This is a genomic window from Sphaerisporangium sp. NPDC005289 (genome assembly GCF_040607455.1).
GTDB lineage: Bacteria > Actinomycetota > Actinomycetes > Streptosporangiales > Streptosporangiaceae > Sphaerisporangium > Sphaerisporangium rhizosphaerae.
Window position 1 is genome coordinate 18,804 of record NZ_JBEXGS010000013.1, and the last position, 21,117, is coordinate 39,920.

Here is a 21,117-nt window from a genome sequence, read left to right on the forward strand (position 1 = left end):
CGAAGGTGAATAACCCGTCGATCGACACCCACCCCCAGGAAACCGGACCCGCGCACGAGCCCCTGCTCGTGGTGGACAACCTGCACGTGGAGTTCGCCACGCGGCAGGGCGTGGTGCGGGCCGTGAACGGCGTGAGCTACACGGTGAACGCCGGGGAGTCCCTCGCCGTGCTCGGCGAGTCGGGCTCGGGCAAGTCGGTGACCGCCCAGGCCATCATGGGCATCCTGGACATGCCGCCGGCCCGCATCCCCAAGGGCGAGGTCCGCTTCCGCGGCACCGACATGCTGAAGCTCTCCGACCAGGCCCGCAGCCAGATCCGCGGCCAGCGCATCGCGATGATCTTCCAGGACGCTCTTTCCGCGCTGAACCCGGTGTTCACCGTGGGCTGGCAGATCAGTGAGATGTTCCGCGTCCACCGCGGCATGTCCAAGCGCGACGGCATGAACAAGGCCGTCGAGCTGATGGACCGCGTGCGCATCCCCGCGGCCAAGCAGCGCGTCAACGACTACCCGCACCAGTTCTCCGGCGGCATGCGCCAGCGCATCATGATCGCGATGTCGATCGCGCTGGACCCGGAAGTCCTGATCGCCGACGAGCCGACGACCGCGCTCGACGTGACGGTCCAGGCGCAGATCATGGAGCTGCTCGCCGAGCTTCAGCGCGAGAGCAACATGGGCCTGATCCTCATCACGCACGACCTCGGCGTGGTGGCGGACGTGGCCGACAAGATCGCCGTCATGTACGCCGGGCGCATCGTCGAGCACGCCCCGGTCCACGACCTGTACAAGAGCCCCGCGCACCCCTACTCCAAGGGCCTGCTCGACTCGATCCCCCGGGTCGATATGAAGGGCCAGGAGCTCTACGCCATCAAGGGGCTGCCGCCCAACCTGCTCAACATGCCATCGGGCTGTGCCTTCCACCCCCGCTGCCCCTACCGTCGCGACAACTGCGTGACCGATGTGCCTCCGCTGTACGAGATCAGCGGGACGCGTGGGAGCGCCTGCCACTACTACCGGGAGGTCCTCGATGGCACCCTCGGGTGAGCGGATCCTCGAGGTTCGTGACCTGGTCAAGCACTTCCCGCTGACCCAGGGCATCGTTCTCAAGCGCCAGATCGGCGCCATCAAGGCGGTGGACGGGGTCTCCTTCGACCTGCACCGCGGCGAGACGCTCGGCGTCGTGGGCGAGTCGGGCTGCGGGAAGTCCACCCTCGCCAAGCTGCTCATGGCGCTGGAGCGGCCCACGTCGGGGGAGGTGAAGATCAACGGCACCGACATGGCCCGGGCGCACGGGGGAGACCTCAAGCGGATGCGCCGCAACATCCAGATGGTCATGCAGGACCCCTACACCTCGCTGAACCCCCGCATGACGGTCGGCGACATCATCGGGGAGCCGTTCGAGATCCACTCCGAGGTGGCGCCCCGCGGCGACCGCCGCAGGAAGGTGCAGGAGCTGCTCGAGGTCGTCGGCCTCAACCCCGAGCACATCAACCGGTACCCGCACCAGTTCTCCGGCGGCCAGCGGCAGCGCATCGGCATCGCCCGCGGCCTGGCGCTGCAGCCGGAGATCATCATCTGCGACGAGCCGGTCTCGGCGCTGGACGTGTCGATCCAGGCGCAGGTGATGAACCTGCTGGAGCGGCTGCAGGACGAGTTCAACCTCGCCTACATCTTCATCGCCCACGACCTGTCGGTCGTCCGGCACATCTCCGACCGCGTCGCGGTGATGTACCTGGGCAAGATCGTCGAGCTGGGCAAGGACGAGCAGATCTACGAGCGGCCTGCTCACCCGTACACGCAGGCGCTGCTGTCGGCCGTGCCGGTCCCCGACCCCGAGGGCCGCGAGACGCGCGAGCGCATCATCCTGCAGGGCGACCCGCCGTCGCCCGCGGACCCGCCCTCGGGCTGCCGCTTCCGCACCCGGTGCTGGAAGGCGCAGGACATCTGCGCCGAGCAGGAGCCGCTGCTGGAGATCCGCGCCGGCGGGCACCTCAGCGCCTGCCACTTCGCCGAGTCGTACGACGTCATCCACGCCTCCTGACCCGGCGCACCCGGTACGCCTGGGCCGCACGGCCCACGAGAGACCCCTCCACGGCAGGTCCGCGGAGGGGTCTGTGTCTCTGGCGCTCGCTCCGCTCGCGCGGGTTCGGGCGCCTTTGAGCCGGTCCCCTTCCCTCCTCACTCCGAAGCGCTCGTTCCTCGCACTTCCTCCCTCGTCGGTCAGGGAACCGGCGCGCCCGAACCGCGTTTTCCGGCGCTCGCTCCGCTCGCCGGCGGTTCAGCCGGTCTTGGCCGGGTGGGCGGTCTTGGACGGCGAGCGGAGGGCCGTGTCGGGGCCGTGGGCATTCGGGGCGTACAGCCCCGCGTCGGCGGCGGCGCTGACGTTGGTGTCGGCGTTGGTGTCGGTGGTGGTGTTGCTGTTGGTGTTGGCGACCACGGGCGTGCCCAACTCGGTGCCCAGCCCGGTGCCCAGGCCCAGGCCGACGCCGAGGCCGGTGTCCGTGTCGGTGTCGTCAGCGGTGTCGTCAGCGGCGTCCACGTCGGTCCCGGTCCCGGTGTCGGTGTCGTCTCCCCGGTGGATGCCGGCGGAGGCGGGGCTGTGGGCGCAGGCCGCGGCGGCCGGCACGACGATGGCGACGGCGGCGCAGGCCGTGGTGATCAGAAGACGGCGAATCATTTGTTGCTCCTCCCGAAGGAAACCCGTCACGGCGCCCCGGTCCAGGTCCCCTGGGAGACAGAGGTCTTTGATCAAGAACTGTCCGCGTGCGGGTGACTACTCTGGGCGCCGGTGTGACCGTACCCATCGCCCGAATGCGGATAAGAGTGATGAACGGTCAGCGGATGGTAAGGATTGCCGATCTCCGGCAGGGAGCCGCGGACGCCCGCTGTCGCGGCCGGTCAGATGTCGGCCGCCCGCGCCAGCCGCACATGGGCGCCGGGCGGCAGGCCGAGGCGCTCGGCGGCGTCGCCGGAGCGCACGGCGAAGGTGATGTGCCCCGCCGAGTCGGTGAAGGCGACCAGGCTGCCCGGCGGGACGGCGGCGAAGGTGTCGCGCAGCGGGACCGTGATCTGCCGCCTGCCCATGGAGACCGCCAGGGTGTCCCCGACGTGGACGCCGATGGAGGCGAGGTCGTCGGCGGTCACCGACAGTTGCACGTTGCCGTTGCGGTCGAGCGAGAGGACCTCGCCGTCGGCCGCCCCCTCTCCGAGCCGCGCGGTCGGCGCCGGCAGCGACAGCAGGCGGTCGAGCGGGACCTCGGGGCCGACGTCCGCGGGCTTGCTGCCGGTGCACAGGCGCGCCGCGACCGGCGCGTAGATGTCCCTGCCCGGGAAGGCCGGCGACAACCTGTTGAGGAACAGGTCGCGGTTGGAGATCTCGTAGGCCACCCGCGCGCCTCCCGCGGCCATCAGCGCCCACGAGAGCAGGCCGTTGTCGGGGCCGATGAACACGCGGTGCCCCGCCTCGACGACGACCGAGCGGCGGGCGCCCGCGGTGGCCGGGTCCACGGCGCCGACGTGCACACCGGCGGGCAGGTATGGCAGCGTCTGGGCGAGGATCGCGGCGCCGCGCCGGATGTCCCCGGCCGGGACCAGGTGACAGACGTCGATGATCCGTGCCTGCGGGGCGATTCCCATGATCACCCCGTGGCAGGAGGCCACGAACCCGTCTTCCAAGCCGTAGTCAGTGAGAAGCGTGATGACAGAGGTCACACTTGGTGACTGTACGTCGTTGGACCGCGGTGTCATAGGGGCCCATCCGCAGACGCCGGCAACCTTGCCGATCTTCGTGCCCGGCAGGCCCGAGGCGGCGGGCTTTCGCCCCGATATAGCGGTCACCGGTGCTCGGCCCCGCCGGGCGCGCGCGGCGTTCCCCGGCGATGCTCGGGTCCGGGTCTCCCGAACTGTCATGAACAGCCGCGAATTCCCGACTACGATTGCCACGGGCCGCACGCGCGCGTCGTGGCTCAGGGTCGCGCTCGACCGAGTGCACGACGCATCTCCCTCGCCCTGCCCGGCCCTCCGTCCACGTCTCCCGTGTACCCGACCGAGGAGGACATCTTGGACACCGCACCAGATCGTGGTGACAGCGATCCCGAGGAACCCTCCACCCCCGAGACCCCCGGCGGCCTGACCGATCGCGAGCGCGAGCTCCTGGCCTTCGAGCGCCAGTGGTGGCGGTACGCGGGCGCCAAAGAGCAGGCCATCCGCGACGCCTTCGACATCTCGGCGACGCGCTACTACCAGCTGCTCGGCCGGCTCGTCGACCGGCCGGAGGCCATGGCGTTCGACCCGCTCACCGTCAAGCGGCTGCGGCGGCTGCGCGCTTCGCGGCAGCGCGAGCGCGCGGCCCGCCGTCTGGGCATGCGCCCGTGATCCGGGGGGTAGTGCTGAACGCGTGACTCATGATGTGTTGCCGGACATCGCCGGATTGGCGGCGATCAAGGCCGATCCCCAGGGCGCCGTGATCGGGCTGGACTTCGACGGCACGCTCGCGCCGATCGTCCCCGATCCCGCCGACGCCCGCGTCGACCCGCACGCCGCCGCCGCGCTGGTGCGCCTCGGCGGCCTGGTCGGGGCGGTGGTGCTCGTGACCGGCCGCCCCGCCGCCACGGCCATCGCCTACGGCGAGGTGCCCGGCGGGCCCGGCCTCGCCGACGTGCCCGGGCTCGTGGTGCTCGGCCAGTACGGCCTGGAGCGCTGGGAGGACGGCACCTTGAGCGCCCCCCCGCCGCCGCCCGGCGCCGATCGCGTCCGCGCCGAGCTTCCCGGCCTGCTGGCCTCGCTGGGGCACCCCGTCAGGGACGGGAGCGAGCCGGGGATCACCGTGGAGGACAAGGGCAGGGCGATCGCCGTCCACACCCGCAGGGCCGCCGACCCTGAGGGCAGCCTGCGGGCCCTGCGCGACCCGCTGGCCAAGCTCGCCGCCGAGACCGGCATGCTGGTCGAGCCGGGGCGGCTGGTGCTCGAGCTGCGGCCCGCCGGGATGGACAAGGGGCACGCCCTCGGGGCGTTCCTCGCCGAGCGCGGCGCCCGGTCGGTGCTGTTCGCCGGGGACGATCTCGGCGACCTGGCCGCGTTCGAGGCCGTCCGCCTGTCGGGCCTGCCCGGCGTGACGGTGTGCAGCGCCTCCGCCGAGGTCACCGCGCTCGCCGAACGCGCCGACCTGGTCGTGGAGGGCCCGGCGGGCGTCGCGGCCCTGTTGTCGGCGCTCTCCGACGCCCTGACCCGCCACTGAGACCGGTAGGCGGCGAAGCACTCGAACGGCTCAGAAACCGTGTCAGCGCGCGATCGACCGCCTCCGCCGCGCCGGACGGCCGCGTCGAACGGCCTCGCCGGACGGCCTCGCCGGACGGCCGCGATCAGCGGTCGAGGGCGGCGAGCTGGTCGGCGAACCACTGGCGCGGGGGCAGGGCCGTGGCCGCCGCGCGCAGGCGGGTGCCGCGCTTGGCGCGCTCCTCCTCGGGGAGCATCAGCGCCTCGTACAGGGCGCCGGCCGTGCCCGAGACGTCGTAGGGATTGACCATCAGCGCGTCCCGGCCCAGCTCGGCGGCGGCCCCGGCCTCCCTGGACAGCACCAGCGCGCAGTTGGGCGCGAGGATGGGGCCCTCTTTGGCGACGAGGTTCATGCCGTCGCGGATGGGGTTCACCAGCAGCACGTCGGCCAGGCGATAGGCGGCGAGCGAGCGGGCGTAGTCGTCGTCCACGTTGAGGATCAGCGGGTCCCAGTCCTCGCCGGCGAACTCGTCCTCGATCTGCTTGGCGCACCGCTGCACGGCGGCGGTGTACTCGCGGTATTCGGGCAGGTCGTGCCGGGAGGGGTAGGCGAAGGCCAGGTGCACGACCTTGCCGTGCCACTCGGGATGGTCGGCGAGGAACTGCCGGTAGGCCGACAGCCCCCGGACGATGTTCTTGGACAGCTCGGTGCGGTCGATGCGCACGATGAGCTTGCGGTCGCCCACCCGCTCGCGCAGGGCCAGCATGTGCGACTCGACGTCCGGCTCCAGGGCCCGCGCCCACAGCGCGTCACCGTCGACCCCGAGAGGGTGCACGCCGATGCGGGTCGTGCGTCCCTCGTAGGTGATCGTGCGCTGGACGCGGTCGACCTGGGCGCCGAGCAGGGTCTCGCAGCAGTCCATGAACGCCGAGGCCCAGCGCGCGGTCAGGAAGCCGGCCTGGTCGGCGCCGAGGATGCCGGTCAGCAGCTCGGCCGCGATGTCGTCGGGCAGCAGCGAGAAGTACTCCGGCGGCGCCCACGGGGTGTGCGAGAAGTGGGAGATGCGCAGGTCGGGGCGCTCCACCCGCAGCATCGCCGGAGCGAGCGTCAGGTGGTAGTCCTGGATCATCGCCCGGGCTCCGTGCGCGGCCTCCTCGGCCAGCGCCAGTGCGAACGCGGCGTTGTAGTCCTGGTAGGACTCCCACTCCCGGCGGAAGCGCATGTCGAACTGCGGCGAGTTGGGCGTGTCATACAGCAGGTGGTTGACGAACCACAACGTGGAGTTGGCCACCGCGTTATAGGCCCGGTGGAACGTCGCGGGCGGTATGTCCAGCATGCGCACCGGGCCGGTGTCGTAGCCGGCCTGGTCCAGGCGCCCGCCCGACGCCAGCCGCACGGCGCTGCGGTCGCCGTCGGACAGCGCGGCGCACACCCACAGCACCTCGGCGTCCTTGGCCACCTCGGACAGGCCGGAGACCATGCCGCCCCCACCGCGGCGCATCGTCAGCGTGCCGTCATCGGCGAGCGTGAACGACACGGGCCCCCTGTTGGAGGCCAGCAGAACTGTGTTCATCCGCCCATCACCACTCCTCGTCCGCCCTGCGGCGGTCGTCCCTCGCCGGTTCATCTCCGCTGTGACGCGCACCTGGCCGCAGATTAATTGAATTTAACGCTCCCAATAAGATGGGTTGGCGGTCAGGTCAGGGCTGGCCGCAGGCGGTCGAGAGGAGCTCCGGCATGGCGCTTGACGAGACGACCGAGGATCTGGCCCGCGCGGCCGCCGCGGGCGACCACCGTTCGCTGGGCGAGCTCCTGCGCCGCATCGAGGCCGACGTGCTGCGCCACTGCTCGCGGCTGCTGCCGTACCACCAGGACGCCGAGGAGGCCTGCCAGGACACCCTGCTGGCCGTGGCGCGCAACATCGGGCGGTTCGAGGGGCGGGCCCGCTTCTCCACCTGGCTGCACATCGTGACGACCAACTGCGCCCGCACGACCTACCGCACCCTCAAGCGCCGTGCGGCCGAGCAGACGGCCGATGAACTGCCCGAGCTGCGGGCCGACCCGCGCAGGGTCAGCGTCATCGCCGGGTCGCGGCTCGACCTGCTCGACGCGATGGAGTCCCTGGAGGCCGACAAGCCCGAGCTGGCCCAGGCCCTGGTGCTGCGCGACATCTGCCAGCTCGACTACAACGAGGTCGCCGAGCAGCTCGGCATCCCGCTGGGCACGGCCAAGTCGCGCATCCACCAGGCGCGCAAGTACGTCCAGGCGGCGCTCGGCGACGCCTACGGCCGGCCCTTCGCCTAGCGGCCCGCGCGGTGCGTCACGCGCCCTCTTCCTGCCTGCTCTGTTCCGGGACGGAGCTTCTCGCAACGCTTCTCGCAACGTGCTCACCTGCGGCTTCGGTTTCTTCCATCGTGCTCTCACGTCTCGGAGAATGAGACGGACGGCCGTCCGCGCCGGTGGGCGAGGTACAGTTCTTAAGGCCTGCTTGTGATATGAGCGGGACCACAACTTCATATTGCTCATCCAGAGGGGTGGAGGGACCGGCCCTGCGAAGCCCCGGCAACCCTCCCGGCTGTGGTCATCCGCGTCTGCCGAACGACGCGGCACTCAAAGACCAGTGAGACCGGCCGGGACAGGTGCCAATTCCGGCCCGTGACCAAGGTGGTCCGGGCGAAGATGAGGGAAAGGCCTCGCTTCATGGCGCTCGCAACAGCTGAGACAACGACCACGCTCGACTTCGGTCCCGCCGTCGCTCTCTCGTGCCGCGAATGCGGCACCAGGTTCGACCTGGGACCGATCTTCGCCTGTGCCGAGTGTTTCGGGCCACTCGAAGTGGCCTACACCTGGAGCTCTCCCGGCGAGACCGGGGCGGCGGTGACCCGCGAGCAGATCGCCTCGGGTCCGAGCAACATCTGGCGCTACCGCGGGCTGCTGCCGGTGCCCGCCGACGTCGCCTCCCGGCCCAACCTGGCCCCCGGCTGGACCAAGCTGGTCAAGGCCGACAACCTGGCTCGCGAACTGGGCCTGCGCAGCCTGCATGTCAAGGACGACTCCGGCAACCCGACCCACTCGTTCAAGGACCGGGTCGTCGCCATCGCGCTGGAGGCCGCGCGCAACTTCGGCTTCCACACCCTGTCGTGCTCCTCCACGGGCAACCTCGCGGGCGCGGTGACAGCAGCGGCGGCGCGCGCGGGGCTGGACGCCTGCGTGTTCATCCCGTCCGACCTCGAAGAGGCCAAGATCGTCATGGCCTCGGTGTACGGCGGCCGGCTGGTGGGCATCGAGGGCACCTACGACGACGTCAACCGGTTCTGCTCCGAGCTCATCGGCGACCCGCTGGGCGACAAGTGGGGCTTCGTCAACGTGAACCTCCGGCCGTACTACGCCGAGGGCTCCAGGACGCTGGCCTTCGAGATCGCCGAGCAGCTCGGCTGGCGCCTGCCCGAGCAGATCGTCATCCCGGTGGCCTCCGGCTCCCAGCTCACCAAGATCGACAAGGGGTTCCGGGAGCTGATCAAGCTCGGCCTGGTCGAGGACCGCCCCTACAAGGTCTTCGGCGCGCAGGCCGAGGGCTGTTCGCCGGTGTCGGCGGCCTTCAAGGCGGGCCACGACATCGTGCGTCCCGTCAAGCCCGACACCATCGCCAAGTCGCTCGCCATCGGCAACCCGGCCGACGGCCCGTACGTGCTCGACATCGCCCGTCGCAGCGGCGGCGCGGTGGAGGACGTCACCGACGCCGAGGTGGTGGACGCCATCCGGCTGCTGGCGCGCACCGAGGGCATCTTCGCCGAGACCGCCGGCGGCGTGACCGTCGGCGTGCTGCGCAAACTCGTCTCCAACGGCCTGCTCGACCCCGAGGCCGAGACGGTGGTGCTCAACACCGGGGACGGCCTCAAGACGCTCGACGCGGTCTCCGCCGAGGCGAGGCCCACCGCGGTCATCCGTCCTTCGCTCGACGCATTTCGTACGGCTGTCGCCGACCACTCCTGAAAGGGCCTGATAAATGAGCGTTTCTGTGCGGATTCCGACGATTCTTCGCACCTACACCGACGGTGCGTCGGAGGTGAGCAGTGACGGGGCGACCCTGCGCGAGGTGCTCCAGAAGCTCGACGCCGACTTCCCGGGAATCGGGGCCCGTATTCTGGACGAAACGGGCAAGATCCGCCGTTTTGTCAACGTGTATGTCGGAGAAGAGGACGTCCGATTCGTGGACGGTCTCGACACCGCAACCCCCGACGGAACCAACATCTCGGTGATCCCCGCCGTCGCCGGGGGCTGACCTCCGCGCCCTTCCGGCCTTTGTGAGGCGTGCTCAAGTCTCAATGGCCCCATGAGTCACATCACGCCCATGCGTCCTAGCTGGACGCATGGGCGTCGCCATGTCCGTAAGGGGGGCCCGGTAGCGGGACGACTATCATAATAGAAGTGATTACCGGGTCCTCCGTTAGTGTAATTGTCAACTAACTAAACGCGAGCGGGAAATAGCCGAGTGCCGCTGAGAGCGAACGTCAAGTAGTAGTTTCCCGATTGACTCTGTTGCTTCAACCCTTGCCACAGGTATGGTCGAGAACGATCGACGTAGCCGAGGAGTTCGCATGCGTCTCGGCTCCGAAGGTCACGGACCTCGCGGAGGAGTGGGCGGGGTCCGGAGCCCAGCAAGAGGAGTCGGAAAGTGGCGCAGGGCACCGTCAAATGGTTTAACGCGGACAAGGGCTACGGCTTCATCGCGGTAGACGGTGGTAAGGACGTGTTTGTCCACTACTCAGCGATCCTGTCCGAGGGATACCGGTCCCTAGAGCAGGGTCAGCGGGTGGAGTTCGAGATCACGCAGGGGCAGAAGGGCCCGCAGGCGGAGTCCGTTCGCACTGTGTGACGTGGCCGGCGTCGCCCGGCCAGACGAAGATCCACTAGTCTCTCCCCGTCAGTAGCGCTGGAAGGTTCGGTCTGTCATGCACCAAGACGGGCCGGGCCTTCCTTCATGTCAGCCTGCGGGGTCGTACCGCCTACCCTGTGGGGGCGGGCCCAATATTCGGCATACGGTCGGAGAAATCCTTGTGCCGCCCAGGTCATAGGGGTTGTCGCTTGCACTCGACCGGGTAGAGTGCTAAACAGTTCGTTGGCACTCTCCTGTCGAGAGTGACAAACCTGGATCGAGGCGATGGGGCCTGGCGATCCACGGCGACAGGTGCCGTGGAGGCGCGGGTTTCATGCCGTCGCGGGCGTCGGCTCGATCCGCTGCAAGCCACCCTGTATCTGGGAGGTCTAGCCGTATGGCAGCCAAGATGATCGCGTTTAACGAGGACGCCCGGCGCGGTCTCGAGCGCGGTATGAACCAGCTCGCCGATGCCGTCAAGGTGACCTTGGGTCCCAAGGGCCGCAACGTCGTGCTGGAGAAGAAGTGGGGCGCTCCCACCATCACCAACGACGGTGTCTCCATCGCCAAGGAGATCGAGCTCGAGGACCCGTGGGAGAAGATCGGGGCCGAGCTCGTCAAGGAGGTCGCGAAGAAGACCGACGACGTCGCGGGTGACGGCACCACCACCGCCACCGTGCTCGCCCAGGCGCTGGTACGCGAGGGCCTGCGCAACGTCGCCGCCGGCGCCAACCCGATGTCCCTGAAGAAGGGCATCGAGGCCGCCGTCGAGCGCGTCAGCGAGGAGCTCTCCAAGATCGCCAAGGATGTGGAGACCAAGGAGCAGATCGCCTCCACCGCCTCCATCTCCGCCGGCGACACCCAGATCGGCGAGATGATCGCCGAGGCCATGGACAAGGTCGGCAAAGAAGGCGTCATCACCGTCGAGGAGAGCAACGCCTTCGGCCTGGAGCTCGAGCTCACCGAGGGCATGCGCTTCGACAAGGGCTACATCTCCGGTTACTTCGTGACCGACCCGGAGCGCATGGAGGCGGTCCTCGACGACCCCTACCTCCTGATCGTCAACTCCAAGGTGTCGGCCAACAAGGACCTCCTCCCGCTGCTCGACAAGGTCGTGCAGGCCGGCAAGCCGCTGGTGATCATCGCTGAGGACGTCGAGGGCGAGGCCCTGGCCACCCTGGTCGTCAACAAGATCCGCGGCCTGTTCAAGTCCGTGGCCGTCAAGGCCCCCGGCTTCGGCGACCGCCGCAAGGCCATGCTCGGCGACATCGCCATCCTCACCGGTGGCCAGCCGATCAGCGAGGACGTGGGCCTCAAGCTCGAGACCGCCACCCTCGACCTGCTCGGCCGCGCGCGCCAGGTCATCATCACCAAGGACGAGACCACCATCGTCGACGGTGCGGGCGACCCCGAGCAGATCGCCGGCCGGGTCAACCAGATCCGCGCCGAGATCGAGAACACCGACTCCGACTACGACCGCGAGAAGCTCCAGGAGCGTCTGGCCAAGCTGGCCGGCGGCGTCGCCGTCATCAAGGCCGGCGCGGCGACCGAGGTCGAGCTCAAGGAGCGCAAGCACCGCATCGAGGACGCCGTGCGCAACGCGAAGGCGGCCGTCGAGGAGGGCATCGTGCCCGGCGGTGGCGTGGCCCTGCTCCAGGCGGGCGCCAAGGCCTTCGACAAGCTCGAGCTGTTCAACGACGAGGCCACCGGCGCCGCGATCGTCCGCAAGGCGCTCGAGGAGCCGCTGAAGCAGATCGCCGTCAACGCCGGCCTTGAGGGCGGCGTCGTGGTCGAGCGTGTGCGCAACCTCGAGACGGGCGTCGGCCTCAACGCCGCGACCGGCGAGTACGTCAACATGCTCGAGGCCGGCATCATCGACCCGGCCAAGGTCACCCGTTCGGCGCTGCAGAACGCCGCCTCCATCGCGGCGCTCTTCCTCACCACCGAGGCCGTCATCGCCGAGAAGCCCGAGAAGAACCCTGCCGCTCCCGCCATGCCCGGCGGCGGCGACATGGACTTCTGAGCCTCCGGCTCACGCCACATCGAAAGGGCCGCTCCCGGATTCGTTCGGGGGCGGCCCTTTCGGCGTCCGCGCGGGCTCGTCCTTCCGGCGCGGGCTCCCCTCAGAAGCCGGGGCAGGCCCGCTCGACGGCGTCGAAGGCCCGCTCCAGCAGGGCCAGGTGGTCGGGCATGACCTCGGCCGCGCACTCCCCGGCCATCATCCGTCGCGCGCTCGCGACGTACACCGTGCGGTAGGCGGCCAGGAAGAGCGCGGCGGCCAGCTCGGCATCGACGTCCCCTGAGCCGGGGCCGCCACCGACGTTCCCTGAGCCGGCGCCGCCGTGGACGTCACGGGACCCGGCATCGGCGTCGCCAGGGCCGGCGTCGGTGTCGCCAGGGCCGGCGTCGGTGTCGCCAGGGCCGGCGCCGGTCGCCTCCGCGAGCAGGGCGGCGATCAGCGCCTCCAGGTCCTCCAGCGCCTCCCGCACCCTGGCCCGCAGCGCCGGGGAGTCCAGGATGACCTGCCAGAAGGCCTGCTGGCCTTCCCTGATGCCCGACAGGGCATGACCGCTCCGCAGCAGCTCGAAGATCAGACGGCGCAGCGCCGCCAGTGGCGGGCGGCCCTCGGGCCGGTCGCGGACCGCCCGGGTGACCAGCTCGACCACCTCGGGGACCCGGTCGAGGAACAGGTCCTCCTTGCGCGGGAAGTAGTTGAACACGGTCTTGGCCGAGACGTTCGCCGCCTCCGCCACCTCGGCCACCGTGACGTTGTCGAACCCGCGCATGAGGAACAGGCCGGAGGCCACGTCCGAGATCAGCTGCCGGGTCTGCCGCTTCTTGCGTTCACGAAGCCCGAGGTCGGTGTCCACGCCGTCCAATATAGTGGCTAAAAAACTACTGCTACAGTAAGTTTTTAGCCAAGGAACCGAAGTGGAGGCGGCATGTCGTACGACGTGGACGTGGTGGTGGCCGGGGGCGGTCCGGTGGGGCTGATGCTGGCCTGCGAGCTCGCGCTCGGGGGCGTCTCGGCCATGGTGGTCGAGCGGCTCACGGAGGTGGACCCCACGATCAAGGCCGGAGCGCTCAACATGCCGAGCGTCGAGGCGCTGTACCGGCGCGGCATGCTCCCGGCGCTCCGCGAGGCCCAGGAGCGCAACCTTGAGCATTTCGCCGCCTTCATGCGGCAGCAGGCCGCCCATCGCGAGGACACCGGGGACGGACGAGCGGCAACGGCCGACGCCTCCGAGGAGGCACCGCCCCCGCGGACGCCGCCGAAGTTCGCCGGGCACTTCGCCGGCATCATGCTGGACGCGGCCCGGCTCGACGACGCCGACCCCGACCTCGCCGGTCACGGCCCGGCCGGGGACATCGGCCTGGTCAACCAGCAGCAGATCGAGGGCATCCTCGGCGAGCACGCCGCGCGGCTGGGCGTCCAGGTGCGGAGGGGCGTCGAGCTGACCGATCTGTCGGCCGACGACGAGGGCGTCACCGTCTCGACGAGCGCGGGCCGGGTGCGGGCCCGCTGGCTGGTCGGCTGCGACGGGGGGCGGAGCGTCGTCAGGAAGCTCGCCGGCTTCGACTTCCCCGGCACCGACCCCGAGATCACCGCCTACCAGGTCCTCGGCGAGATGGAGGGCGCCGAGGCCCTGGGCGTCGGCTGGCACGCCACCCCGACCGGCGTGTACGCGCACGGTCCCGTCCCTGGACGCATCCTCACCGTCCAGTTCACCGGTCCGCGCGCCGACCGCGACACCTCCGTCACCCGCGAGGAACTGCAGGAGGCGATCCGGCACGTCACCGGCGTCGAGGTGACCGTTACCGCGATCAAGACCGCCACCCGCTTCACCGACAACGCGCGCCAGGCCTCCACCTACCGGCTGGGCCGGGTGCTGCTCGCCGGCGACGCCGCGCACGTGCACTCGCCGTTCGGCGGCCAGGGGCTGAACCTCGGTCTCGGCGACGCGGTGAACCTGGGCTGGAAGCTCGCCGCGACCGTGCGCGGCTGGGCGCCGCACGACCTGCTCGACACCTACACCGCGGAACGGCACCCGATCGGGGCCTGGGTGCTGGACTGGACCCGCGCCCAGGTCGCGCTGATGCGCCCCGATCCCCGCGCCAGGGCCCTGCGGAGCGTCGTGAACGACCTGGTCGAGACCGTCACCGGCACCACCTACTTCGCCAAGAAGATCTCCGGGGTCTGGCAGCGGTACGACCTGCCGGGCGACCACGCGCTGGTCGGCGCCAGTGCCCCCGACCTGGAGCTGTCCGACGGATCGCGACTGGCCGACCACCTCCACGACGGCAAGGCGCTGCTGCTTGACCCCAAGGGCGAGCTGTGCGACCTGGCCGAGGGCCACCGCGACCGGATGACCGTGCTCGCCGCGGGCGCGGACGAGCGTCCCGAGCTCACCGGGCTGTTCCTGCGGCCCGACGGGATCGTCGCCTGGGTCGGCGAGCAGGACCGGGACGACCGCGGCGCGCTGGAGAAGGCCCTGGCCACCTGGCTCGGCGCACCGGCCCCGGACGCCGGCGACCAGCGGCGTTAGCCGATTCCCAGCGCGGCGGCGACCTGGCGGGATACGGCCAAGGCGACCTTAAGCGGCCTCCCAGCCCGCCCGGACACTCTTGGTTCATCGGGACGCGGCGACCGGCCGGAAGAGCGGCGGGCACGCGTCCAGGGACACCACCGATCCAAGGAGAACGTCATGAAGATCCGTCACAGCCTCCGCGCCGTCGCCGCCGCCACCGCTCTGGCCGGAGGGCTGCTGGCCGTCACCGGCCCCGCCTTCGCCGCCACCACCGCGAAGATCGCCAACTACGCCTCGATCGCCCCCGGCACCACCACGTCGATGCTCCTGGTCTGCCCGTCCTACGCGCCGACCATGCTCCTCGGCACCGTCGCCTTCACCCCCAAGGCCGGGGTCACCGTGACCGGCACCTCGCTGGACACCTCCTCCGACCCCTTCCACCGCCACATCCTGACCATCACCGCGCAGAACGGCTCCGCGGTGTGGAGCGGCCTGACCGCGCTGGCCACCTGCACCAGCTGACCGCCCGGCACTCACGGGGACACGGGGGAGCCGCACGGGGCGGGGAAGGGAACCGGGGAGCGGAACCGGGCACGCGAACCCGGCGAGGACGGGGAACACGCACCGAGGGGAACGGGCACGGAACCGGGGGAACGGGGAACGGAACCGGGGCACGGGGAACGGAACCGGGGCACGGGGAACGGGGTACGTGGACCGGGGCACGGGGGACGGGGTACGTGGACCGGGGGACGGAGTACGCGAACCGGGGGACGCGGAACGGCGGCGCCGGTGAGCCGCGAGGCTCAGCCGGCGCCGTAGCGGCCGAGGCCCTTCTCCAGCAGGTCGAAGGCGAGCAGGGCCTGGGCGCGGACGCCGGCGACGACCTGCTCGTGGCCTTCCCCCGCCGCCTTGCGGCGCACGCCGTCCGCCGCCAGCCGCCGGGTGACCGCGCAGATCTGGGCGGCGGCCAGCACCGGCATGACGTCGTCCTCGGCGGCGCCGGTCACCTCCGCCAGGGTCTCGGCCAGGCGCTCCTCCCGGCGTTCGGACAGCTCGCGCATGCGGGCCAGCAACGAGGGGCTCTGGTCGATCATGCGGGTGACGACCTCGGCCCCCTCGTTCAGCCCGGAGCGCCAGTCGCCCTCGTCGAGCGCCTGGAGGTAGTCGCGGCGCAGCGCCTCGATCACCGACTCGCCGGGGCGCCGCTCGCGGACGATGCGGCTGGGCTGCTCGACGAAGGCGTCCTGGCGGTCGAGGAAGAGGTCTTCCTTGGTCCTGAAGTAGTTGAACACCGTGTTGACGGAGACGTCGGCCACCCGGGCCACCTCGGCCACGGTCACGTTGTCGAACCCGCGCATCATGAACAGGCCCATGGCGATGTCGGCGATGCGCTGCCGCGTCTCGCGCTTCTTGCGTTCGCGCAGGCCGAGCCGTTCTTCCATGCGCCCGATCCTAGGCACGGAAAATGGGGCGGCACCACCTATGGGGCCGCCCCACGTTCGCCGGGGCGTGCGGCAGGGTCACCAGGGGCGACCGCGGCGGGGTCACAGTGGCTTGACCCAGCGGCCCCACTGCGGCTGGCGGACGTAGCCGGCCGCGGTCCAGGCGTGGTGGGCGAGCGTGTTGTCGTCCAGGACCATCGCGTCGACCCGCATCCCGCCGTGCTCGGCGAAGCGCTTCTCGGCGGTGTCCAGCAGGAAGCGGGCGATGCCTCTGCGGCGGTGGGCGGGATCGACGGCCAGCCGGTACAGGTGGCAGCGCCATCCGTCCCATCCCGCGATCACCGTGCCCACCATGCGCCCGTCCAGCTCCGCGATCAGCAGGGCCTCGGGGTCGCGCTCGATCAGCCGCCGCAGGGCCGGCTCGCTGTCACGCCGGTCGGTGCCCTCGGCGGCGTGGGACCAGAACGCCAGCACCGCCTCCAGGTCCTGCGCCGTCCCGGTCCGCACCGTCGGAGCCCCGTTAGTCACGTCCGTCACGAGGGCCACACTAATCGGCGTGGGGATTATGTGAGTTCGGCGGGCAGGTCGCGGGTGTGCAGGACGGTGAGGGAGGTGACGGCCCGGGTGAGGACGACGTAGAGGCGGGCGAGGCCGCGCTCCTCGGCTTCGGCGATGTCGGCGGGCTCGACGACGATGACGTGGTCGTACTCCAGGCCCTTGGCGAGTGAGGCCGGGATCACCGAGACGCGCTGCTCGGGGACCCCGTCCGGGCCGAGCAGGTCGTGCGGAAGGCCCGCGGCGGCCAGGACGGCGGCCACGGCGTCGGTCGCGGCGTCGGCGGCGATCACGCCGATGGAGCCCTCGCGCTCGGCGGCCTCGCGGGCGGCCGCGGCCAGGCCGGCGTCCAGGTCGGCGGTGCGGCGCAGGGACAGCGACCCGGCGCCGGGGCGCAGCGACCTCGGGGCGGCGAGCGTGGGGGCGACCGAGGGGAGCAGGCGGGCGGCGAAGTCGAGCACCTCGCGGGGGACGCGGAAGCCGAGGGTCAGCTCGGTCACCGCGCCTTCGGCGAAGCCGAGGTGGCCGAGCACCTCCTCCCAGGACCGGGCCGACCACGGGGTGGTGCCCTGGGCGAGGTCGCCGAGGACGGTCGCCGAGCCGGTGCGGCAGCGGCGGCCGAGCGCGCGCAGTTGCATGGCCGACAGGTCCTGCGCCTCGTCCACGACCACGTGCCCGAGGGTGGGGGTGCGCTCGATGAGGTCGGCCAGCTCGTCCAGCAGGGCGGCGTCGGCGGCGGACCATCGGGCGGACTTCCACGACCGGGCGGGCTTGGCCCAGAGCAGCCTCTGGCACTCCTCCGGCGTCAGATCGGACTTCGCGGCGGCGGCGGCGAGGAAGTCGCCGTCGGAGAGCAGCCGGAACAGCACCTGCTGGGGCGTCACCCGGGGCCAGATCTGGTCGATGAGCTGCTTGACGGGCTTGGACCTGGCCACGGCGTCCTGCACCCGGTCGTCGGGGGACTCTCCGCGCTGCTCCATGCGCACCAGCACCGCGTGCGCGAGCCGCTGGGCCAGGGCGGCGCGCCCCGGGCCGTACCGGGTGGTGCCGCGCAGCGAGGCGACGATCTCGCGCACCTCGTGGTCGGGGACGCGGAAGCGGTTGACGCCCCGGGTGAGCAGCAGGCCCTCCTCGGGCTTGCTGATGTGCAGCCACAACGCCCGGCGGAGCACCGGCGCCATGCGGGCGTCGCCCTTGAGCGCCGCGACGGCCGGCGCCTCGGGGGCGGCGTGGTCGCCGAGGATGCCGGCGACGGTGGTCTGGTCGACCTTCACCTCGCCGAGGGCGGGCAGGACGGAGGAGATGTAGGAGAGGAAGGCGCGGTTCGGGCCGATGATCATCACGCCGGACCGTGCGAGCTTCTCGCGGTGGGTGAACAGCAGGTAGGCCGCGCGGTGCAGGCCGACGGCGGTCTTCCCGGTGCCGGGCGCGCCCTGCACGCAGACGGTCTGGGTGACCTCGGCGCGGACGATCTCGTCCTGGTCGGGCTGGATCGTGGCGACGATGTCGCGCATGGGGCCGGTGCGCGGCCGCTCGATCTCCTCGGTGAGGATGCGCGACTCCTGGAGCGTGGCGCCCTGGTCGAGGGGCTCGTCCTCGTAGGCGGTCAGCTCGCCGCCGTGGAAGCCGAACCGCCTGCGACGCAGCACGCCCATCGGGTCGGACGGGCGTGCCTGGTAGAAGGCGCGGGAGACCGGCGCACGCCAGTCGATCACCAGGGGCCGGCTGTGGTCGTCGTGCACGTGGCGGCGGCCGACGTGGATGGTCAGGGGCAGGTCGTCGTCGCCGGCCCGGTCGAGGCGGCCGAAGAACAGCGGGGTGTCGGGGTGGTCGGCCAGGGCGGCGACCCGCTGGTCCAGCAGGCCTTGCAGCACCTGCTGGGAGACCCAGTCGCCGGCGGCGTCGGCGGACAGCGACTGGGCGTGTTCGCGCATGGCGCGCAGCGCGGCGCGGGAGGCGGTCAGGTGGTCGCGTTCCGCCCGCAGCACGCCGGCGGGATCGTCTGGGTGGCTGGTGGAGTCGTCGCCGGATATGTCGGGGGCCAATTGGTGTCCGGGCATGCCGAAGCGCTCCTTGAGGGACGGAGGTGGTTGACAAAGGCAGCGAACCCACAAGCTTATATGCTTACGCCGCTCGGGGTGCGTGCTCATCGGCCGCGCCGGAGCGACGGGCGTACGATGCGACGCTTGTGCGGAGTTTGCCTGGTCTTGACCTTTGGGTACTCGAGTGAGGGTGACGATGCGAGCCCCGGTGGCGGTGTCCCCGGTCATTCCCGCTCTTGCGAACATGCTGCTCGGCGGCCTGTGGACCTTGTCGGTCTTCGCGGGCTGGGGGCTGGCGGCGTTCTGCGGGACCGGCGAGATGCCGGACGCGTGCATGGACCGCCTGACCCTGGTGTCGATGCTGTCCGGCCTCTTCGCGTTCCTCGGGGCCATCGGCACGGCGGGCGGTCTTCTGCCACCCCTAATGCGCAGATATCCAGAAAAGTCGCTGATACTTGTGGGAATCGCGACCGCTTCCTGGCTAATAGCCCTGGCCGTGCTTTACGTCGGCGGGTTAGTCGGTCGGTGATCTGGCCGACACGTTGCGTTAGCTTCTCTCAAAATCCTGAAAAAGCGGGACAAACCTTGTGATTCGATTGAATCATGGGGGTATGTCGCAGTTGGCGCCGAGGCAGCCAATAAGCGAGGGGGTGATGTGGTTGAACAGGGCCCACGGTATTTCCTGGACCTGAATGCCCGTCGCCTGGGGGGAGCCTTTCCTGGGACGGGTTGGGGGGTCGGCGGCGTGCCGCTCAGCGAAGATCACTCGCTGGCGAGCACGTCGTCCGCGTCGATGATCTGGTACGCATACCCCTGCTCGGCCAGGAACCGCTGGCGGTGCGCCGCGAAGTCCTGGTCGACGGTGTCCCGGCTGACCACGGAGTAGAAGCGCGCGCCCCCGCCGCTCGCCTTCGGGCGCAGCACCCGGCCGAGCCGCTGCGCCTCCTCCTGACGCGACCCGAACGTCCCCGACACCTGGATGGCCACGGACGCCTCCGGCAGGTCGATCGAGAAGTTCGCCACCTTGGAGACCACCAGCACCTTGATCTCCTTGTCGCGGAACGCCTGGAACAGCCGCTCGCGCTCCTTGACCCGCGTCTCCCCCTTGATCACCGGCGCGTCGAGGTGCTCGGCCAGCTCGTCCAGCTGGTCGATGTACTGGCCGATGACCAGCACCTGCTCGCCCGCGTGCCGCCGCACCAGCGTCTCGGTGACGTGCGCCTTGGACGGGGTCGTCGCGCAGAAGCGGTAGCGCTCCTCGGGCTCGGCCATGGCGTAGGCCAGCCGCTCCTGGTCGGTGAGGGTGACCCGCACCTCCACGCAGTCGGCCGGCGCGATCCAGCCCTGGTTCTCCATCTCCTTCCAGGGCGCGTCGTACCGCTTGGGGCCGATGAGGGAGAACACGTCTCCCTCGCGGCCGTCCTCGCGGACCAGCGTCGCGGTCAGCCCGACCCGCCGCCTGGCCTGCAGGTCCGCGGTCATCCGGAAGATCGGCGCGGGCAGCAGGTGCACCTCGTCGTAGATGACCAGGCCCCAGTCGCGGGCGTCGAACAGCTCCAGGTGCCGGTACACGCCCTGGCGGCGGGTCGTCATCACCTGGTAGGTGGCGATGGTGACCGGGCGGATCTCCTTCTTGGTCCCGGTGTACTCGCCGATCTCGCTCTCGGTGAGCGAGGTGCGCTTGAGCAGCTCCTGCTTCCACTGGTGGGCGGAGACGGTGTTGGTCACCAGGATCAGCGTGGTCGCCTCGGCGTGCGCCATCGCCGCCGCGCCGACGAGGGTCTTGCCGGCACCGCACGGCAACACCACGACCCCCGAACCGCCGTGCCAGAAGGCGTCGGCCGCTTCCCGCTGGTAGGGGCGCAGGTGCCAGCCATCCTCGGCCAGCGTGATCGGGTGGTGCTCGCCGTCGACGTACCCTGCGAGGTCCTCGGCCGGCCAGCCGATCTTCAGCAGGGCCTGCTTGATGTTGCCGCGCTCGCTCGGGTGCACCGCCACGACGTCCTCGCCGACGCGCTCGCCGAGCATCGGCTGGATCTTCCTGGACCGCAGCACCTCTTCGAGCACGGCCTTGTCGGTGCTGGTCAGCGTCAGGCCGTGGTGGTCGCTCTTCTCCAGCCGGAGCCTGCCGTACCGGGACATCGTCTCGGCGATGTCGACCAGCAGGGCGTGCGGCACCGGGTAGCGGCTGAAGCCGATCAGCGCGTCGATGACCTGCTCGGCGTCGTGCCCGGCGGCCCTGGCGTTCCACAGCGCGAGCGGGGTGACGCGATAGGTGTGGACGTGCTCGGGCGCCCGCTCGAGCTCGGCGAACGGCGCGATCGCCTTGCGGCAGTCGTCCGCCCTCTCGTGCTCGACCTCGAGCAGCAGCGTCTTGTCCGACTGGACGATCAGCGGGCCATCAGACACGTTTCGATCTCCTGGGGTTCGCGTACGGCCACCGTGCCGGCGGTCCCGTC

General features: G+C 70.7%; 20 protein-coding genes and 1 riboswitch. Of the genes, 12 read left to right on the plus strand and 8 right to left on the minus strand.

Going from position 1 to position 21,117, the window contains the following annotated elements:
* The first annotated feature begins 5 nt into the window (after nucleotides 1-5).
* Together ABZT47_RS22675 and ABZT47_RS22680 are read left to right on the plus strand one after the other, a co-directional pair.
* Entirely contained in the window at nucleotides 6-1,043 is a 1,038-nt protein-coding gene (locus ABZT47_RS22675) for an ABC transporter ATP-binding protein (RefSeq protein WP_354845336.1), read from the plus strand.
* Nucleotides 1,027-2,040, plus strand: coding sequence for a dipeptide ABC transporter ATP-binding protein (locus tag ABZT47_RS22680; RefSeq protein WP_354845339.1), 1,014 nt, complete (start codon nucleotides 1,027-1,029; stop codon nucleotides 2,038-2,040). Before ABZT47_RS22675 ends, ABZT47_RS22680 begins: the two co-directional genes overlap by 17 nt.
* A 237-nt stretch (nucleotides 2,041-2,277) precedes the next feature.
* On the opposite strand, the gene ABZT47_RS22685 is transcribed toward ABZT47_RS22680, so the two are convergent.
* Together ABZT47_RS22685 and ABZT47_RS22690 are read right to left on the minus strand one after the other, a co-directional pair.
* Nucleotides 2,278-2,676: a hypothetical protein gene (locus ABZT47_RS22685; protein WP_354845342.1), complete on the minus strand. Its 399-nt coding sequence runs from the start codon at nucleotides 2,674-2,676 to the stop codon at nucleotides 2,278-2,280.
* A gap of 221 nt (nucleotides 2,677-2,897) precedes the next feature.
* Nucleotides 2,898-3,710 (minus strand): SAM-dependent chlorinase/fluorinase, encoded by an 813-nt coding sequence (locus ABZT47_RS22690; RefSeq protein ID WP_354845345.1) that lies wholly within the window; start codon nucleotides 3,708-3,710, stop codon nucleotides 2,898-2,900.
* A gap of 348 nt (nucleotides 3,711-4,058) precedes the next feature.
* Between ABZT47_RS22690 and ABZT47_RS22695 the strand changes: the two genes are divergently transcribed.
* Both ABZT47_RS22695 and otsB read left to right on the plus strand, forming a co-directional pair.
* The gene (locus ABZT47_RS22695) at nucleotides 4,059-4,373 is read left to right on the plus strand and encodes a DUF3263 domain-containing protein (RefSeq protein WP_354845348.1); all 315 of its coding nucleotides are present in this window, start codon (nucleotides 4,059-4,061) and stop codon (nucleotides 4,371-4,373) included.
* Nucleotides 4,374-4,395: 22 nt separating this feature from the next.
* Nucleotides 4,396-5,235, plus strand: coding sequence for a trehalose-phosphatase (gene otsB / locus ABZT47_RS22700; protein WP_354845351.1), 840 nt, complete (start codon nucleotides 4,396-4,398; stop codon nucleotides 5,233-5,235).
* 124 nt (nucleotides 5,236-5,359) lie between these two features.
* Here the strand turns inward: otsB and ABZT47_RS22705 are convergent, their stop codons facing one another.
* Entirely contained in the window at nucleotides 5,360-6,787 is a 1,428-nt protein-coding gene (locus ABZT47_RS22705) for a trehalose-6-phosphate synthase (RefSeq protein ID WP_354845354.1), read from the minus strand.
* Between the two features lie 164 nt (nucleotides 6,788-6,951).
* Between ABZT47_RS22705 and ABZT47_RS22710 the strand changes: the two genes are divergently transcribed.
* From ABZT47_RS22710 to groL, 5 genes are all read left to right on the plus strand, one after another.
* Nucleotides 6,952-7,518, plus strand: coding sequence for a sigma-70 family RNA polymerase sigma factor (locus ABZT47_RS22710; protein ID WP_354845357.1), 567 nt, complete (start codon nucleotides 6,952-6,954; stop codon nucleotides 7,516-7,518).
* 215 nt (nucleotides 7,519-7,733) lie between these two features.
* Nucleotides 7,734-7,900: riboswitch (SAM riboswitch) on the plus strand.
* A gap of 14 nt (nucleotides 7,901-7,914) precedes the next feature.
* On the plus strand, nucleotides 7,915-9,207 hold the full coding sequence (gene thrC, locus ABZT47_RS22715; RefSeq protein WP_354845360.1) for a threonine synthase: 1,293 nt from the start codon (nucleotides 7,915-7,917) through the stop codon (nucleotides 9,205-9,207).
* A gap of 13 nt (nucleotides 9,208-9,220) precedes the next feature.
* Nucleotides 9,221-9,496, plus strand: a complete 276-nt coding sequence (locus ABZT47_RS22720) for a MoaD/ThiS family protein (RefSeq protein ID WP_354845362.1) — start codon at nucleotides 9,221-9,223, stop codon at nucleotides 9,494-9,496.
* A gap of 393 nt (nucleotides 9,497-9,889) precedes the next feature.
* Nucleotides 9,890-10,090: a cold-shock protein gene (locus ABZT47_RS22725; protein WP_354845365.1), complete on the plus strand. Its 201-nt coding sequence runs from the start codon at nucleotides 9,890-9,892 to the stop codon at nucleotides 10,088-10,090.
* Nucleotides 10,091-10,487: 397 nt separating this feature from the next.
* Nucleotides 10,488-12,113 (plus strand): chaperonin GroEL, encoded by a 1,626-nt coding sequence (groL, locus tag ABZT47_RS22730; protein ID WP_354845368.1) that lies wholly within the window; start codon nucleotides 10,488-10,490, stop codon nucleotides 12,111-12,113.
* A gap of 100 nt (nucleotides 12,114-12,213) precedes the next feature.
* Here groL and ABZT47_RS22735 read toward each other — a convergent pair whose 3' ends face one another.
* Nucleotides 12,214-12,960 carry a TetR/AcrR family transcriptional regulator gene (locus ABZT47_RS22735; RefSeq protein ID WP_354845371.1) on the minus strand — a complete coding sequence of 249 codons (747 nt, stop codon included), beginning with the start codon at nucleotides 12,958-12,960 and terminating at the stop codon, nucleotides 12,214-12,216.
* Nucleotides 12,961-13,032: 72 nt separating this feature from the next.
* Between ABZT47_RS22735 and ABZT47_RS22740 the strand changes: the two genes are divergently transcribed.
* Nucleotides 13,033-14,637, plus strand: coding sequence for an FAD-dependent monooxygenase (locus ABZT47_RS22740; protein WP_354845374.1), 1,605 nt, complete (start codon nucleotides 13,033-13,035; stop codon nucleotides 14,635-14,637).
* Between the two features lie 159 nt (nucleotides 14,638-14,796).
* Complete coding sequence (locus ABZT47_RS22745) at nucleotides 14,797-15,141, plus strand: hypothetical protein (protein WP_354845377.1); 345 nt, start codon at nucleotides 14,797-14,799, stop codon at nucleotides 15,139-15,141.
* A gap of 281 nt (nucleotides 15,142-15,422) precedes the next feature.
* Here the strand turns inward: ABZT47_RS22745 and ABZT47_RS22750 are convergent, their stop codons facing one another.
* The 3 genes from ABZT47_RS22750 to ABZT47_RS22760 all read right to left on the minus strand — a co-directional run bounded on the left by ABZT47_RS22750 (nucleotide 15,423) and on the right by ABZT47_RS22760 (nucleotide 18,676).
* Nucleotides 15,423-16,061, minus strand: coding sequence for a TetR/AcrR family transcriptional regulator (locus tag ABZT47_RS22750; protein ID WP_354845379.1), 639 nt, complete (start codon nucleotides 16,059-16,061; stop codon nucleotides 15,423-15,425).
* A 102-nt stretch (nucleotides 16,062-16,163) separates the two neighbouring features.
* Complete coding sequence (locus ABZT47_RS22755; RefSeq protein WP_354845382.1) at nucleotides 16,164-16,598, minus strand: GNAT family N-acetyltransferase; 435 nt, start codon at nucleotides 16,596-16,598, stop codon at nucleotides 16,164-16,166.
* A 26-nt stretch (nucleotides 16,599-16,624) separates the two neighbouring features.
* Entirely contained in the window at nucleotides 16,625-18,676 is a 2,052-nt protein-coding gene (locus ABZT47_RS22760; RefSeq protein WP_354845385.1) for an AAA family ATPase, read from the minus strand.
* 172 nt (nucleotides 18,677-18,848) lie between these two features.
* Between ABZT47_RS22760 and ABZT47_RS22765 the strand changes: the two genes are divergently transcribed.
* A complete protein-coding gene (locus ABZT47_RS22765) occupies nucleotides 18,849-19,187 on the plus strand; it encodes a hypothetical protein (protein WP_354845387.1) in 339 nt (112 codons plus the stop codon).
* 233 nt (nucleotides 19,188-19,420) lie between these two features.
* Here the strand turns inward: ABZT47_RS22765 and ABZT47_RS22770 are convergent, their stop codons facing one another.
* A complete protein-coding gene (locus tag ABZT47_RS22770; protein WP_354845390.1) occupies nucleotides 19,421-21,067 on the minus strand; it encodes a DNA repair helicase XPB in 1,647 nt (548 codons plus the stop codon).
* Nucleotides 21,068-21,117 lie beyond the last annotated feature (50 nt).

Excerpts from the sequence above, each read along its gene's own strand:
- ABZT47_RS22680 (WP_354845339.1), top strand. The coding sequence starts at position 1,027 with ATGGCACCCTCGGGTGAGCGGATCCTCGAGGTTCGTGACCTGGTCAAG.
- ABZT47_RS22685 (WP_354845342.1), bottom strand. The coding sequence starts at position 2,676 with ATGATTCGCCGTCTTCTGATCACCACGGCCTGCGCCGCCGTCGCCATC.
- ABZT47_RS22705 (WP_354845354.1), bottom strand. The coding sequence starts at position 6,787 with ATGAACACAGTTCTGCTGGCCTCCAACAGGGGGCCCGTGTCGTTCACG.
- ABZT47_RS22710 (WP_354845357.1), top strand. The coding sequence starts at position 6,952 with ATGGCGCTTGACGAGACGACCGAGGATCTGGCCCGCGCGGCCGCCGCG.
- thrC (WP_354845360.1), top strand. The coding sequence starts at position 7,915 with ATGGCGCTCGCAACAGCTGAGACAACGACCACGCTCGACTTCGGTCCC.
- ABZT47_RS22720 (WP_354845362.1), top strand. The coding sequence starts at position 9,221 with ATGAGCGTTTCTGTGCGGATTCCGACGATTCTTCGCACCTACACCGAC.
- groL (WP_354845368.1), top strand. The coding sequence starts at position 10,488 with ATGGCAGCCAAGATGATCGCGTTTAACGAGGACGCCCGGCGCGGTCTC.
- ABZT47_RS22740 (WP_354845374.1), top strand. The coding sequence starts at position 13,033 with ATGTCGTACGACGTGGACGTGGTGGTGGCCGGGGGCGGTCCGGTGGGG.
- ABZT47_RS22745 (WP_354845377.1), top strand. The coding sequence starts at position 14,797 with ATGAAGATCCGTCACAGCCTCCGCGCCGTCGCCGCCGCCACCGCTCTG.
- ABZT47_RS22750 (WP_354845379.1), bottom strand. The coding sequence starts at position 16,061 with ATGGAAGAACGGCTCGGCCTGCGCGAACGCAAGAAGCGCGAGACGCGG.
- ABZT47_RS22760 (WP_354845385.1), bottom strand. The coding sequence starts at position 18,676 with ATGCCCGGACACCAATTGGCCCCCGACATATCCGGCGACGACTCCACC.